The organism is Telluria sp. RT2P19 (assembly GCF_059685725.1).
In genome coordinates this window covers 12,687-27,294 of record NZ_JCASIL010000028.1, presented here as the reverse complement: position 1 = coordinate 27,294, position 14,608 = coordinate 12,687, and the positions used below count along the sequence as shown (strand labels likewise).

Here is a 14,608-nt window from a genome sequence, read left to right as displayed (position 1 = left end):
ACGCTGAGGAACATCGGGTCAGCCAATTGCCTCTGGATGGCCCACTGTCCAGCCTCGACTTCGATTACTTCACGGCGCCAATTCTTGTGCACCTCAGCAAGATGGGTTGTCTTTATCGCGGATATTAACGCCCTTCATACACAACCCACGGTGTGTCTCGTTCGTCGCCAATCGTCAACTGGGGCGCCTCCATTTGATGACGGATAGCCGTCCCGGACTGAACCGGCATATTGAAGTGATTATGGAAAACGGCCCCAAGATACGGGGCCGATAAATTAACTGACCGTTTAACGGTCATTGCGCTCTCTTCTTTTACGGAGCGCTTCTTTGAAGATGGCTACACTGTCTTTTATGAAATCTATGGCGCCAAGCAACGCAAAAACCGCGATTATCAGATATGCCAAGCTCAGAACTACATGCAGCACGAACATCGACACTCTCCTGTTATTTTTGACTCCACTTTCAATGTGGCGGCTCTCGAATCAATCACTCCCAAGGGAAGTAGATGTATTTATTTCGGTTCCTCAACTCTTTTTTGAATCCTTTCGGTGGCGGCGATAAGGGCCGGACGCGGACCAACTGTTCGTCCAAATGATGGACGGCCGTGCGGAGATGGATATCTGCTTGGTCATCGAACGGCGGAGGATTCAGAAAATCCAATCGGGAAAACATTGCGAAACCAATGATAAATTTCGCTTCGTCTACGTCATCGAGGATGGAAGTCACTTCGGACAAATCGTCGTCCTCAATCGGGAACGCACACTCAACTTCTATCCCATTTAATTTAAATGAAAACGAGTTCTCTTCCATTGCAAATATCGCGGCGGCGATAGTTGCTGGGTGAGTTGTCGCAAGTACCCGCGTCTCTCCAACGTAGAGGTCTCCGATTACGGCACCACCGCTATTAGCATACAGAGTCAGAACGGCTTTATTTTTCATGGTTTTTCCTGTGATTTTATTAACGTGAATAGTGGTTGCGATTGACCTAGGTGGAGGGACTTCTCTCCCCCTTACGTCGTATAGGTACAAATTCAAATTCATGCGCTGCAAGCGACAAATTTCCGATGGCTTGCTTGTGCTCGCCAAGGCGAGGAGTGTTCGGTCCGCCCGTTGGCCAAGGCGGCCCCGAATTTTGGTGGTTGACTGGTGAGAAAGACGTGCTCAAATGTCCGGCGTTAGTAGCCGTGGCTGTGACGGGTGAGCTGGTCATCGAAACACCTCGGTCGAGTTCTTTTTCTTTTTTCAAAGATGCTTTCCAAGGGAGGCAGCTTCATCGCCAAAAACAACCTCGTTGACTAGGGAGTCATCTGGCGGGTGTCAGTACATACGGAATGGTCCATATCCGGCGCCGGGTATGCAAACCTAATGCGCGCGGGTGTCCATTCGCTTGGTTTTTAAAGAGCAAAAGTCGCCCTACACGGACCGTGGACGCAAAAAAGCCCCTATTGCACATGGCAATAGGGGCTCTCATTCCCAAACCCCATTGCACATGGCAATAGGGTCCAGAAAAACCCACGTCCGCTTTATAGGGGGACGCCGCATCGTTGTGATGCGATAAGAGAAGTATTCCACATGGAAACTTTGTTGTCAAATTTTTTTGCCAGTATCGAGGTTGAGATGCGCACTGCCGAACAAATTCGCCGGCCGGCAGGCCGCCTTTCGCTACTAGCGTGAAGTCCGGAGCAGTCTAATTACGATGGACGGCGATTCCATGCCGGCACCCGAAGAAATGGCATCTAACTGAACTCGGCTGAGGAGCAGCTTCACTTTGTTGCCCAGGTTGAAATCACCTTCGTAGTCCTATAAGCGCCGGTTAGCTTGCCGCTGGAGCTATAGCTATGGCATTCGGGTAGGCGACGTCTATCCAGGCTTCATGACTGCATGCGCAGATGCTGCGGAAGGCGGACTTACTACATCAGCACAGCGTTAAGCTCTGCTGCTATCGAAGGGGCGGTCACCGGTCGCTATCGAGGCTGCGACGGTCGTTGCTCCGAGCAGGTTGTCAGGTGCGAGCTAGACGACGGAGTGACCACGCCATACCTAGGTGCCTGCTCCGGGCTATACAGATTGCATGAAAGGAATCGTTTAACTCAGGCACCGCAATACGCGCAGACTGAAAAGAACCCATGAGCAAATACTTGCTGTACACTTCGACGTCAGACGTACCCGATTTCAAGCTGCATTAGCGTGCCATGTAGATATTCTGGAGATTACGTGAACGACGCTACCGTTTCCTCAGGCACAAGCGATTTGCCGGACCGTCTTCTTGAGTTGCGCGGGCCAGTGTTTCATCGATGGCGCGAATGCGTCCAGTTCGCAATCTCGGAATCGCGTGGACTGGATGACCGAACACTGACGAATGGGTTAAGCAGATTTTTCGACGACCTAGTAGCCGCACTGAAAACCGAGCGCCCCTATTCAGTTGCAGTGCCTGGCCCCGGCTCCAGCTCCTCACATGGCAGAGAGCGCGCGAACTCAACGCAATATGGACCAAGAGAACTACTACAAGAGCTCCAGCTATTCAGACAGGTGCTTTTTGAGGTGGCAGATGACCATAAGCTCATCTTAGAGCACCGTCACCGCTCGCTCATAGGCCGGTCTATTGACTGCGCGACGCTCGACGCTATCAATGCCTTCGCCGTTGCCCAGAAAGAAGTTGGCGAAACTTTCATTTTGTCGCTCTCGCACGATTTACGTAATCCGCTCCACGTCGCAAACGCTTCTGCACAGTTAATCCAACTTAAATCGGACGATGCTAGCGTGCTGACGCTCGCTCAACGTATACGGATGAAGCTCCACGACATCGACGCGATGATTGGGACGCTGCTCGATGCAGCATTTTTGAAGGGTCGTAAAAAGCTCCGTTTGAATATAGTTCAGTTCGACATGAAAGAGCTAATAGATGAAGCATGCACTGATATGACTTCACTAGACCGACCAATCATCAGTAAAGGCGAATCAGTTATTGGGCATTGGTGTGCGCACTCAATGAAGCGAGTTTTCGAAAATTTGCTATCAAATGCGCAAAAATATGGCCACGCTAACACGCCGATAAGCGTACATGTCGAACGAATTGATAACTTAATATCTGTCGAAGTGCATAACGAAGGTTCGCCAATTCCTGAGCATGAGCGCCAACTCTTGTTCAGCACATTTCATCGTTTTGAGGATGTCTGCGTTACAGGGTGGGGGCTGGGCCTACCTTTCGTACGGTTAGTCTCAGAAAGCCACGGCGGAGCCATCACCGTAAACAGTACCGAGCTCGACGGCACGACGTTTAAAATCACTATGCCAGTAGATTGTCGCTCCTACGCTTCTGCCAGTTGACGACATCAGACGACATATCTCCTGCTCGGGGTCTCGTGCAGTTGCCTCCACAAATGGTTGACCGACAAACACATTACACGGGCGAACCGCATGGCTCCCGAGAGGAGTCGAAAAGAGCGAGAAAGCCAGCGATTCCCGGTTCGCCACACATAACACGAAACTTCGTTGTTGCCGACGTTCGTTAGTCAGGCGCCATGTAACACAGTTAATTAAGGCCGACAAGCAAACCGCAAACTCGAACGTTCGGGAGCAACACAACATCTGATAGCAAGCCGACTGCGACGACCTTGTATCGACGCGGCCAGATACGCTAGACCTTCAATGCATCGATGGTCTTGCCTTCATTTAGCCAAGATTTTATCCAATGCGGTTGACGGCCACGACCGGTCCACTCAAGCGAAGCATCCTCGGGATGGCGATATTGAACAGCTGACTTCTTCGACACTGTGGCTGCTTTGGTTGAGCGAATAAGTTCCTCAAGAGGAACGCCGACACTCTGCGCAATCGCCAGAATTTGTTCACGAGCTTTCGCAACCTCTTGGTTCTGACGAGCTTTGATTTCCTGAGCGGCCCGGTCTTGTAGTGACCGCAGTTCGCCGATAGACATATTCGATAAATCCATGATTCTCCTTGTAGTGTGAATAGTAAATTTGGCAACCCCAAATACTCCCCAACGGCAGTAATATACTACAAGTGAAACTGAAATACTGCTATTACGCCTTTAACGAGTAAATTGCCACTCCCTATCTAGCCACACTGTGCGATTTCACGCTCGTTCTGAACACCAAAGCGCTCTCCGCCATTAGGGGACAAGTAGCTACCAACCACACGCACTGGGAGCTCGCCTCCTCAAAATGGGACCAAGTTGAGCGGATGACTCTCGGCTGCATATCCGAAGAAATTCTTTGTTGCTCTACGTTCCATGATTCTTGCTTTTGCGTTCAAAACCGGTATAGCCAACCTATTATTTATTACAAAAATCAGGTTAGGTGCGCACATGGGCAGGGCTGAGCACAAGCCACGAAAAAAGCCCCCGCGTCGCGGGGGCAAAATGAACAGAGCCGTTCACTCTCGGGTATTGCGCTCTCTGTGTTGACGAAGCGCTTTTTTAAAAGTTGCCCAACTGTTTTTCATAAACTCGATTGCCCCAAGCAACGCCAAAATAGCGACAACGAAATATGCGACGTTCAGAATCATCTGCATGATTAAAGTTCCATGTTTGCTCCTTTGTTGAGGACCTGCTATGTATAGTACCCGCCATTCGAAATAGCGTTCTATCCGGTCGTGAGTGCTTACGAAGGCTGCGAGGAATTCAATAAATACCGATTTAATTTCACAAAACGCTAGTACGTACCCGGACACGACGTTACGTGTAATTGGAAATTACGGCGGTCGGAAAATTGAGGCGCCGATGCATCGGCCAGTCGAGCGCTGGCCGGTCGCCGGTTACGTGTAACACGGTAACCATTCCGCTCTGCCTCCCGCCTCCGTTACGTGTTACCGCGTTACCGATATATACGGCTCGTACGATTCGCACGAGCCATATGGATTTTATGCCCCATAGCGTCCCTAAGGTTTATATGGAATATATTTTAAGTAAGCATGGTAAAATATAAATGGATTGTACGGTCTGCATCGTTTGTAACTGGCATATTGTTTGTTTGAATATTCTGATTCTGGGCGCCCGCGTCAGAGATTTTATACAACGTCTTTTGTCGAGGGGGCCGCCTGAATACTGGCCCCTTACTCGCGAGGATGCGGCTCTGCGTGCCGATGTAACGATGCCAACGCAATCGTCGTTCCTGGTAGGCGGTGCCAGTCGAGATGACAACTTCACTAATTCAACAGCCAACTGGCCTATAGAATTTTGAGAAATTCTTCGGCGCATATAAATCGGGTCCATACATTGCTCTGACGATGTGTCGTTTGCCGGCACGTCGCGGCATCCCCAGGCTTCAGAAGGAATGTCGCCTGCCACATAAGGAGCTATTTGATGGACAAGAAATTGTTGGACCTAGATGAACTTGCAACCCTGCTCCGTCGCAGTCCGGAAACGATTAAGAAGGACTTGAAAAGGAATCGGTTGGCTGTTCAGCCTCGCCTCCATATCCCAGGTACGCGATTGCTGCGCTGGCGGCAAGTCGATGTCGACAGTTGGCTCGCCAGCCATGTCGAAAACCGCCGAGGGGACTTGGAATGAAGAAGATAATTCCGCTGGACATCCGCGCTTCTCTCGGCGCCAACGCACCCGTGCTTGATTTCGTACTCCCGGGGTTAACAGTCGGGTCCGTAGGCACAGTGGTCGGGCCGGGAGGAGTTGGGAAAACAATGTTGCTCACCCAACTGGGGGTCGCAATTGCAACAGGCTTGCCGGTTTTCGACAATCCGCTGACTACGCGCAGCGCGCCGGCGCGCGTCGTGCTCATCGCGGCCGAAGAGTCGTCCGACATCCTTCGCATTCGCCTACACGCAATAAAAAAATGGACGGACATCCACCGTCAAAAATTTTCGGCCCCGACCGTGGCCGCCGACAGCGACTTCGCAGCTCTGCTAGAAAAGAATCTGCTACTGGTCCCGGCCGCAGGACAGTCAGTAGCTCTCGTCAAAAGTGGCGAGACAACCGAGTTTTTTGAGACCCTTTGCAAGTTCTGCGTTGGAGCGCGGTTAATCATCATCGACCCACTACGTCGATTGCATGACGGTGACGAGAACAGCTCTTCCGCGATGACCCACGTCGTGCAGATTCTCGAGGCGCTCGCGAAATACACCGGGGCCGCCGTGATTGCGGCGCATCACGTCGGCAAAGGGGCGATATTCAACGGTGCCACAGAATTGGCGGCAGCATCGCGCGGCTCAAGCGCGCTTACAGACGCCGTGCGTTGGCAAGTCAATCTGTCAGGCATGACCGAGAAAGTAGCGCAAAAGCATCGGCTGGCGGGGCAGCACAAATCTTATGCCTGCCTCGATTTCGCGAAGGCAAATTACATCGCGCCGGAACCGACGATGTGGTTCGAGCGACTCGAAGGCGGAGTGCTAATGCACACGATTTTGAAGGGTTCATCGCCTGCCACGCGACAAAACGGACAGGAAAAAAATATCGCGGGGACACGGGCGACGAAGGAGCGAAACTATGGCTGGTGAAATGCGTTTTGAGTTTGCCATCCAGGAGCCGGCGCTGGCCATCGCTCCGGTGTTTTTGGTGCTGAAGAAAAAGAAAATGGCGCGTGCAAAGCTCGACGTTACCCTCGAGTTTGGCAACTCCACACTGCATTGGCGTGGCCCCGATGAACTGGGAATTCCGGAACAATCGGTACTACTAGCGTTGCTGTCGATTGCGGGGCAACAAACGTTTTCCATCGACCCGAATAACGCGGTAGGCGACAAGGGGAAGCTGTTGAATCAACTATCCTGCGAGGGTCCGCAATCTGACGTCTCCGTCGTGATAGCACGTTGGCGAAAAATTGAAATTGCAGCCGGTTACTGTTCCCACAGCGGGAAGAACATCGCGAACATCAAACTCGCCGTCAAACGGCTGGCGGAAACCACTATTTGGGAACGTCGTGATGGCATCGAGTATGAGTCGAGGCTCCTGTCCTGGATTCGTGGCAATGATAATGGTGTGATTATTGCGCTAAATCGACGAGCAACCGATGCCATCTACGGCAAGCAGTTTATTAAAATCTCGCTCGAAGAGCGCAACACGCTGCCGGACGAATCCACCAAGGCCCTGCATGCCTACCTCAGCGGTTCGATGCGCGCTGGCTCAAGCCGTCGGCTGACAATTGGCAAGCTGCAGGCGCATATCTGGGGCGGCGAAGTGACAGGCAGCACACGCCGCAGTCGCGACGAGAAGCTGCGTGCCGCGCTACTCGCAATTGGCCAACTGCCCGCGTGGCATTGTGTCCTACTGCCTCGCGGCCACGTCGAAATCCGGCGCATCAACGAGGCCACTATCATCGGCAAAACGGCTGACAATGGCCGCGTGCAACTGAGCCTTGATAAGCGCGAAACGGTCCGAACAGATTCGGAGACAGCTCCCCTTCTATGACGCGTTGCCGCAGCGATTTCGCCCTGTGCCTTAAAGAGCGCAGCTATCGCTGCGCCCTTCATCTGTGCGCGGGTCGTGGCGCGCGAAGAGCCCGCAGACCTGGCAACGACATGCGGGTTCGTCCTTCTCCTCAAACGAAGTAGCTGTCGAAAACACCGTGCCAAACGCCAGACGCAAATCGCTCGTTGATTCAGACAAGACCTCTTACGCGCAATGGGCGCGAAGCATCCACACACGTTCCGGCAAGCGCCACTACAAAGGCCAACGGCGGATTGCCGGGCGCCGGCGATAGAGCGCATCGTTGACTGACCCGCGCATAGCGGTCGTGGCGGGTGTCGCACCGGTGCTTTACCTACAGGCCCCTGAGCGCTACGGCCGTTGGGCAAGAACGCCGTGGTGACTTGGCCCGCTCTCAACGCCACCGTCAACGCGAAACCGAACGCCCCGCATTCGGGCCTGTTATTTCCACCGATATGCTCCGTCCACGCCCCGGCCAACCGCTCCCACTACGCTACCGTAAAGGCCCGTCTGGCGGCGCGGCGCCGCGGACGTCATCGGAAAACACGTGACGGTCAACGAAGGGCGATATCGGAAGTGGATAAGGGAGTGGGAACTATCGACGATAAAACCGGGAACTATCGCCGCGCGCTGGGAACTATCGACGACGGTAAAAAACGCAAAGCATAGGAAATAACCACTCCAAAATATCAGCCGCCGGGTCACCGGATGCTCTCCACTAGAAGTAACTATCGACGACGCTGCGGGCTGAGCCCATGGGGCGCTGTCCTCGCTTGGAAAAGACGGGTTTGCCTAGCAACGGAGGCCGGGCCCGGACTTCTTCCAAAAACTTATACTAAAAATATCAAAGTGCGCTGACGCACAGTTGCCCCAAGGGCAGCGTCCCCCGAAGTCTCGTCCCAGCGCCGCTGCGTCGTCGCCCCCATCAAAAGCAAATATGGAGGACTACTTGCAACGCCGAGGGAATTACCCCCCCTCTCTCAAAGAGGGATGCAAGCCGTGGAGAAAAAGTCCGGGAACTTTCGACGACAAAACCGGGAACTATCGCCGCGCGCTGGGAACTATCGACGACAACAAAAAAACGCACAAAACATAGGAAAAAACCACTCCGAAATAGCGGTCACAGGCCCACTACCGGCCCCCACTAGGAATAACTATAGACGACGCTTCGGTCCGCGCCTATAGCGCAGTCCTCGCTTGGAAAAAACGGGCTTGCCTGGCAACGGAGGTCGGGCCGACTTCTCCTAAAAAACTTATCTTAAAAAATATGAAAGTGGCGCTCACGCGCAGTTGTCCAAGGGCGTCCGGCAGTACAGCGAACCCTTGGCACAATCGATGCCGCGACGAGCTTCAACCGAACTTGGACAGGAAGACGCCGTGTGCCGTCCAGTCCAGTCGCCAATTTCAGCGTCGGCCGCCGGTACCTACCGCTCCTTGGCCAACGGTCGTGGGCTGCGTCTCGCACGATAGCTCCGGCCGCTTATGGCGTTCCGCGCCGATTGTCAATTTAGATGACACTTCCCCACTCCTATGACGCCTGCCCCGCTTCCTAAGCCTCCATTCATAGCGGGCGCGACTCCTAAGTGAGCTAGGTCGCGCATAGCGCTCACCGCGTTAACAGCGTGCAAGCACAGCTCCGGAGCCGGCCTGCTGCTGACATCGACATACGCGACAAATCCATAAAATAATGTGGGACAAACCGTTTACCTAATATATCAGCCAAATCGTACTACTCCATCATACCGGTTGCATCCTATCAATTCTCATTATATTCCGGCAGTGGTAGCAGACACCCCTACCCCCTCGCGCCAACACTATCAGAGACGGCTTGTCCTAGGTGAATCCATCAAAGGTCAACTACTTTACTCAGTTAAAGAATTGACATCGCGGCCGCTGTTTTACTGCTTATTCGCTATACAGTCTCAGGCCACAACGCGAAGATGATTTGCGACACATTGGAAAGCGCGCCCTTGCATTCTACCGCTGACCACTGCGAGTGTACCCGCACCGTCCAGCGGCAGTCGTAATCCAAACACCAATTTGCGCCGCAGATATAAATCGGTTTCGCTACATATTGATAGAACGGTTACCGCCGTTCCAACCGATTGAACCCTCGAAAACAAGGAAAGACATATGCAGAAACAAGCACGCTTAATCGCCGTGACCCACCCCAAGGGGGGAGTTGGCAAAACGACAACTTCTATGACCCTTTCGGCTGAGCTCGCCGAGAGGGGATACAGGACTATGGTGGCGGACTGCGACGCTCAAGCCTCGGCGTCCGCTTGGGCAAACGCAGCCCCGGAAGGCAAGCCATTTCCGGCAGCGGTAGTGAATCTGTCAGCGTACGCAGGGAAGGTGCATCGAGAAATCCAAAAGCAGCTGGGGAACTACGATTTCATCATCGTCGACTGTCCGCCGGGATTGGATTCGTTAAGTCCGCAGTCGGCAATTCTCATCGCCGACTTGGTCATCGTTCCAACGCCGCCCTCGCCCGCCGATGTATGGGCATGTTTGGGGGCCATACGCCTTATCGAGCGGGGAGCGGATTTTAATCCGGCCTTGGTGGCCCGCATCTTGCCCAATCGGGTCGTTCGGACGTCATTATCGAATTCAATCATGCGTGAATTGGCCGAGTTCGGAATTCCGTTGATGTCCTCGAGGTTGACGAATCGGACCGCTTACCAGGAGGCAGTCGTGAGTGGCGTATCGATGTCCGCGTTAGGCCGAGACGCCAAGCCGGCTGCCGATGAAGTTCGCGCCTTGGCCGACGAAGTACTGGCTTTGCTAGGGGAGTAACCATGACGAAAAAAATGTTCGATAACAATACGCTCCGTTCGACGGTTGCGCATCAAGACCAGGCATTGGAGGACCGGTTCGCGGAAGCAGACTCAATTCTCCTTAAGACGTCGCCCCCCGCTCCCGAGCCAGTATCGGCGCCGCAGAAATCCTTGGTGGTGCGGGATACGTTTTCGTTACCTCCTAGCGACTACGCGCTCATCGACGCAGTGCGTCGCACCGCAGCAAAAGCGGGACGAATTTCAACGAGCAAAAGTGAGGTAATTCGCGCCGGATTGCAGGCCTTGCATTTGCTTGAAGGCCAGGATTTGATACAGGCCCTCGACCAGCTCGAGAAAATATTACCGGGCAGAAAAAAATAACTCATTCACATACCGTTATAACGTGATGCTGCGTTATGACGGTATTTTTCAACGCAACGGTATCTTTCAAGGTCGCGCCGAAGGTCAGCATTTTTCGCACCGATTTGCATTGAATGCGGTAAACCCGACGTGGTGGACCCGTCGTACCGGGCATACAGTTCAATTTCGAGATACCGTATAGACGCTTCATGCCGCGCGAACTTCCTTAACCGCTGAGGGCTGATGACTTCCGCGGCGCTCATCAGCTTAGTCGACGGCGCCATAGGGAGGTCAGCACATCTGACAGTACATTAACCTTCTTCAATAATGAGAGGAGTACCGTCGGTTCGTAACGGCGGCAATGCGCTATTGCTCGGCGGCGCTCGCGAGTGGGCGCGCAGTATCAGTATCCGTGCGCTCCATCCCTCCACGTAAGCCAAGGCCAGTATCAACGCTGCCCACATCGATACGAGCGCAAAAAGCCGGCCTTGCAATATTGGTCAACGCCACTGAGTGCCCTCAATTCAGAGCAGCTTTACTCTGGTCGCCTGGACGGTAGTGGACCGGAGTCGCATTACCGCAGTGGCGGTCGAAGGTGCCACGACGATTGGGCCAGCGACCACTATTCAGACTTCGATTGCCTCTCCTCCGCCCCAAGAACGGCACTCCGACAATGGATGCGGTCATCGCCTCAGCCGCCACCGCGGCCTCTGCCGTTGGAAGCGTCAAAGGGCTGTCCGGCTTTCCGTCGAGTGATGGCATTAACTCGCACAACTTTGATGCAAACTTTGGATGAAGTGTCGGCGAATCTCCAACCGACGCTGAGGAAAACCATCTACGGCCGCGTCACGAACAATTTTGATAACCACGCGAATCGGCGATAGGCGTGCTGCCAAGCATCCAAGTGCTGTACGGCACGGGTCTCGGGTCTCGGGTCAAGATAAACCCCAAGCTGTGCCATGTCAAAGTGGCGCCGACCAGACGTCGAAGCCGAAACGAACAGCGTCCAGTGCCAACATGATAACCCGTCCGATGGCCCTCGAACTGTTTAGCAAAAGAATAACGAATCACAGGGAGCGTGAAAAGCAGAATCGGATTTTCCGCCTATTACTCTGCCATCCTGACACTTTATTCCCGTTGCCTCATCTATTCCAGTCATCGTCAAATGTATGACTATGGAAGCTGCTATCGAAGGAACTATGAGAAAAGCTATCATCAAACGGAGAATTGCTGGAATTAATCATATCGTCTACGGAAGTAGTCCCAAACATGTTTCCGTGGATGTCTACCATATCATTTATCATGGGCAGTGAATTCGCAGGGTTGACGCTGTGATGAAAATCATCGGACATCGAAACATCGCTGTCTGAGGTCATATCCGAATTCATAACAAAGCCAATGGGGTTCCCCATCGCATCCACTCCTGCCATCATGAATCCGATTGAAGAGTTCGATTCCGCATCCCACTCGCCATCCGCAGTACTGTACCAGACAGAAGCCACATCTGTCGCTGTCAAACCTGCTAATCCTGCAATGATTGAAGATGCTCTGTTTCGGCGACCATAACTCTTATAGGCTACCGTAAAATACAAAACCACAATCGCAAGCCCAACGTTGCCCCCGGGCCTGCTCCTTTCCCGAAGAACGCGCAAATCCCAAGTAAAAAAATACTAAGCTGTACGCAATTTCGTAGCACAAAGCGAACCGTCAGCTTAATAGCTTCAATGCAGCGCGTATTCGAATCATTGTCTAACATATGACGTATGCCTTATAATTATTTCATAAAATCTCAATAATACTGTAGTTGAAATTTAAAACTTCGTCAATAGCTACGCTCAGTGTCTGTATATCGGCCACATCTCACAACTTGAGCTTGACGGCGAAGCGGTGCCCATCAAGGGCTTACGTAGACTTCTGGCATTACGGCGCTAGAGAGTCACACTTTCGCAAATCGCATATACGCTTAGTATTATCTTAATTGATAATACCGTTATAACGGCACTCTTCCTAAGGCGGTATACTGGCTCAAACGATATCTATCAACATCGATTAATAAATCTTATTTTCACCAACTGCAAACCTCAGCAATTAATGCGATTTAGTCGCGGGAGTTATTTGCGAAAATTGTTACGTCTATTCTTCCCTAGTTGCTATACACCCTAGCAGCGGTATGCTGCGATACTGAGGACAAAAGAAATGACGCTTAGAATTAAGATGTTTGAGTTCACTAAAATGGGGTTCACGATTGCTTTCATCCAGGCTGAGAGTAAGAAGCAGGCGCGCGACAGGACACGCCTCGTTAGCCATATCATCCGCATCCCAAAAGACTGCAAGGTAAGAGCCGTGGAGCAAGTAGTACTGGGAACGGGAGCGATTTTTTTCGACGAATACTTGCGTGCATCGGAAGAGGACATCGAGCAGGGTTGTGCAGGAACGGAGCAACACGCCATTTTCCTAACCTGATGCCGGGATTTGGCCGTCGCTTACAACGCCAGAGAAAAAAATTATGAGAGCACTTGACGTTGGAGATATTGTTGAAAGATTTCTCGACCTGCGGACCTACAGCCCAGAGCTTTCAAAGAGGATGGCCCATGAGAAGGAGCTTCCGGAGGATGCGGTGCCGTTCTTAGTAGAGCGAATCGAAACTGCGTTTGCAGCATGTGAAGAAGTTGCAATGGAAGATAAGTCGAACGTCTTTTCTGAGCTAACCGCATGGTTGATTAGCAGCTATCAGTTGTATCTGATGCGTCTCGCGAGGGAAGTAAATCCATGGATGTTTAACTTTCCTAAGTCGGAGCACCACACTCATCATTGACTGGACGGGGACGGTAATTTAGAAGAGTTGCGACGTCTTGGAAAACATCCAGTGATGACCAACCAGGATTAAAAAATTCATTCAAGCGGAATCCTTTACGGATTCCGCTTTTTTAATGGCTCGCGACTCGAACTTCGCCTATCACCGCCCGAGGTATTGGGCAATAACCTCAAGACCGTTACGTTACGGAAACGGGGATAGCGTAACCATCCCCGTTTTAATAAGAAACCTTAAAGTAAATTCATTTTTTGCACCCGCCAAGGTGCTCAAAACTTCTCCGTATCCCGGCCAAGGAATCGGAATCCGGCCCCGCCGCCAAGCGGTCCGGACTGAGCCTAATACAACCACACAATTGACGCCTTTCGCGTCGGTTAGGACTTTCGTGTCGCCCATACGAGCAAGCAACCAGGGTTTTCGTGCGAATCTTCCTGTTGCCTGGCTTGCGCCATCACTAATCATCTTGCAGCCGTCGGCGCGATACGGTTTCCCGCATCTCGGATAGTGCGCTGTCTAAAGGGTAGTCAGCCCCATCAACAACAACGCCGTCACCGGCCAACCTTCCCGTCTTCACAATGGAGTATCTGCAAAAAAGTAGCCGTGCCTAAGAATCATCGAATCCCGTTTCCAGCGGGCGAACACCGAGGTGTCCCGTCACGCAGCCAAGAGGCCCAAACGCTTGCGCTTCTTCGAAGTTCCATCAGTTCGCACCGATGAGGGGTACCAACCACCTCATCCCACGGCAAGACCTTGCGGTCCGTTTCTTTTTCTCCCAATGCAACGCCTGGCCAACAGCATCCCTGCCGTCAACGTTAGTCGCACTTACACCCTTAAGCTCTCCCCGAACCCATCTTGCTTGCGCAAGATGGTGCCCCGCGTTTACGCCGCTCTCTTTCGAGGTCACGGACATATCCCTTCGGTAGTTGAGATGCGCACCAAGCCCCTTGCGGGTGCCTAGCAGAGTTCTAGGTGTGGGTAGCTTGCGGACGCTTTCGCGCCCCGATACAAGTCCAGGATTTGATACCTGGTCTCTCCGTAGCTTCGGATTTCATCTGCTTTCACATTCGGGAGCCCTTTCGGACACCGACTGCTCCCGCAGCGCCACTCTCTTGCGAGGTGGTCCTTTGAGACGTTCGCGCCCTCTCTCGCGGCTTGCTTGAGTACGGCGTGTGGGTCAACCAGGGAGTGGCGCTCCCTGGCTGCCCGTTATCGCCGGACGGGCACCACTACGTGCAATTCCGGCGGTCCCGACGCTGCTGCTTGCTG

General features: G+C 52.8%; 12 protein-coding genes. 8 read left to right on the top strand and 4 right to left on the bottom strand.

What is annotated here, in order from left to right; all coding sequences use genetic code 11:
* Nucleotides 1–486: 486 nt before the first annotated feature.
* Nucleotides 487–939 (bottom strand): hypothetical protein, encoded by a 453-nt coding sequence (locus tag AC56KW_RS24490; RefSeq protein WP_497173232.1) that lies wholly within the window; start codon nt 937–939, stop codon nt 487–489.
* Between the two features lie 1,275 nt (nt 940–2,214).
* Here AC56KW_RS24490 and AC56KW_RS24485 point away from each other — a divergent pair.
* Entirely contained in the window at nt 2,215–3,327 is a 1,113-nt protein-coding gene (locus AC56KW_RS24485; RefSeq protein ID WP_497173231.1) for a sensor histidine kinase, read from the top strand.
* Nucleotides 3,328–3,637: 310 nt separating this feature from the next.
* Here the strand turns inward: AC56KW_RS24485 and AC56KW_RS24480 are convergent, their stop codons facing one another.
* Nucleotides 3,638–3,949: an H-NS histone family protein gene (locus tag AC56KW_RS24480; RefSeq protein ID WP_497173230.1), complete on the bottom strand. Its 312-nt coding sequence runs from the start codon at nt 3,947–3,949 to the stop codon at nt 3,638–3,640.
* Nucleotides 3,950–4,392: 443 nt separating this feature from the next.
* Nucleotides 4,393–4,530: a hypothetical protein gene (locus tag AC56KW_RS24475; protein WP_497173229.1), complete on the bottom strand. Its 138-nt coding sequence runs from the start codon at nt 4,528–4,530 to the stop codon at nt 4,393–4,395.
* Nucleotides 4,531–5,320: 790 nt separating this feature from the next.
* On the opposite strand from AC56KW_RS24475, the gene AC56KW_RS24470 reads away from it, so the two are divergent.
* From AC56KW_RS24470 to AC56KW_RS24450, 5 genes are all read left to right on the top strand, one after another.
* Entirely contained in the window at nt 5,321–5,527 is a 207-nt protein-coding gene (locus AC56KW_RS24470) for a helix-turn-helix transcriptional regulator (protein WP_497173228.1), read from the top strand.
* A complete protein-coding gene (locus tag AC56KW_RS24465) occupies nt 5,524–6,468 on the top strand; it encodes a helicase RepA family protein (RefSeq protein ID WP_497173227.1) in 945 nt (314 codons plus the stop codon). Before AC56KW_RS24470 ends, AC56KW_RS24465 begins: the two co-directional genes overlap by 4 nt.
* Nucleotides 6,458–7,375: a replication protein C, IncQ-type gene (gene repC, locus AC56KW_RS24460; RefSeq protein ID WP_497173226.1), complete on the top strand. Its 918-nt coding sequence runs from the start codon at nt 6,458–6,460 to the stop codon at nt 7,373–7,375. Before AC56KW_RS24465 ends, repC begins: the two co-directional genes overlap by 11 nt.
* 2,151 nt (nt 7,376–9,526) lie before the next feature.
* The gene (locus tag AC56KW_RS24455) at nt 9,527–10,189 is read left to right on the top strand and encodes an AAA family ATPase (RefSeq protein ID WP_497173225.1); all 663 of its coding nucleotides are present in this window, start codon (nt 9,527–9,529) and stop codon (nt 10,187–10,189) included.
* A 2-nt stretch (nt 10,190–10,191) separates the two neighbouring features.
* A complete protein-coding gene (locus AC56KW_RS24450; protein ID WP_497173224.1) occupies nt 10,192–10,551 on the top strand; it encodes a hypothetical protein in 360 nt (119 codons plus the stop codon).
* 1,121 nt (nt 10,552–11,672) lie between these two features.
* Here AC56KW_RS24450 and AC56KW_RS24445 read toward each other — a convergent pair.
* A complete protein-coding gene (locus tag AC56KW_RS24445) occupies nt 11,673–12,047 on the bottom strand; it encodes a hypothetical protein (RefSeq protein WP_497173223.1) in 375 nt (124 codons plus the stop codon).
* 697 nt (nt 12,048–12,744) lie between these two features.
* On the opposite strand from AC56KW_RS24445, the gene AC56KW_RS24440 reads away from it, so the two are divergent.
* Both AC56KW_RS24440 and AC56KW_RS24435 read left to right on the top strand, forming a co-directional pair.
* Entirely contained in the window at nt 12,745–12,993 is a 249-nt protein-coding gene (locus tag AC56KW_RS24440) for a hypothetical protein (protein ID WP_497173222.1), read from the top strand.
* A gap of 43 nt (nt 12,994–13,036) precedes the next feature.
* Nucleotides 13,037–13,345: a hypothetical protein gene (locus AC56KW_RS24435; RefSeq protein ID WP_497173221.1), complete on the top strand. Its 309-nt coding sequence runs from the start codon at nt 13,037–13,039 to the stop codon at nt 13,343–13,345.
* The last annotated feature ends 1,263 nt before the right edge of the window (nt 13,346–14,608 follow it).

Excerpts from the sequence above, each read along its gene's own strand:
- AC56KW_RS24490 (WP_497173232.1), bottom strand. The coding sequence starts at position 939 with ATGAAAAATAAAGCCGTTCTGACTCTGTATGCTAATAGCGGTGGTGCC.
- AC56KW_RS24480 (WP_497173230.1), bottom strand. The coding sequence starts at position 3,949 with ATGGATTTATCGAATATGTCTATCGGCGAACTGCGGTCACTACAAGAC.
- AC56KW_RS24475 (WP_497173229.1), bottom strand. The coding sequence starts at position 4,530 with ATGCAGATGATTCTGAACGTCGCATATTTCGTTGTCGCTATTTTGGCG.
- AC56KW_RS24470 (WP_497173228.1), top strand. The coding sequence starts at position 5,321 with ATGGACAAGAAATTGTTGGACCTAGATGAACTTGCAACCCTGCTCCGT.
- AC56KW_RS24465 (WP_497173227.1), top strand. The coding sequence starts at position 5,524 with ATGAAGAAGATAATTCCGCTGGACATCCGCGCTTCTCTCGGCGCCAAC.
- repC (WP_497173226.1), top strand. The coding sequence starts at position 6,458 with ATGGCTGGTGAAATGCGTTTTGAGTTTGCCATCCAGGAGCCGGCGCTG.
- AC56KW_RS24455 (WP_497173225.1), top strand. The coding sequence starts at position 9,527 with ATGCAGAAACAAGCACGCTTAATCGCCGTGACCCACCCCAAGGGGGGA.
- AC56KW_RS24450 (WP_497173224.1), top strand. The coding sequence starts at position 10,192 with ATGACGAAAAAAATGTTCGATAACAATACGCTCCGTTCGACGGTTGCG.
- AC56KW_RS24440 (WP_497173222.1), top strand. The coding sequence starts at position 12,745 with ATGTTTGAGTTCACTAAAATGGGGTTCACGATTGCTTTCATCCAGGCT.
- AC56KW_RS24435 (WP_497173221.1), top strand. The coding sequence starts at position 13,037 with ATGAGAGCACTTGACGTTGGAGATATTGTTGAAAGATTTCTCGACCTG.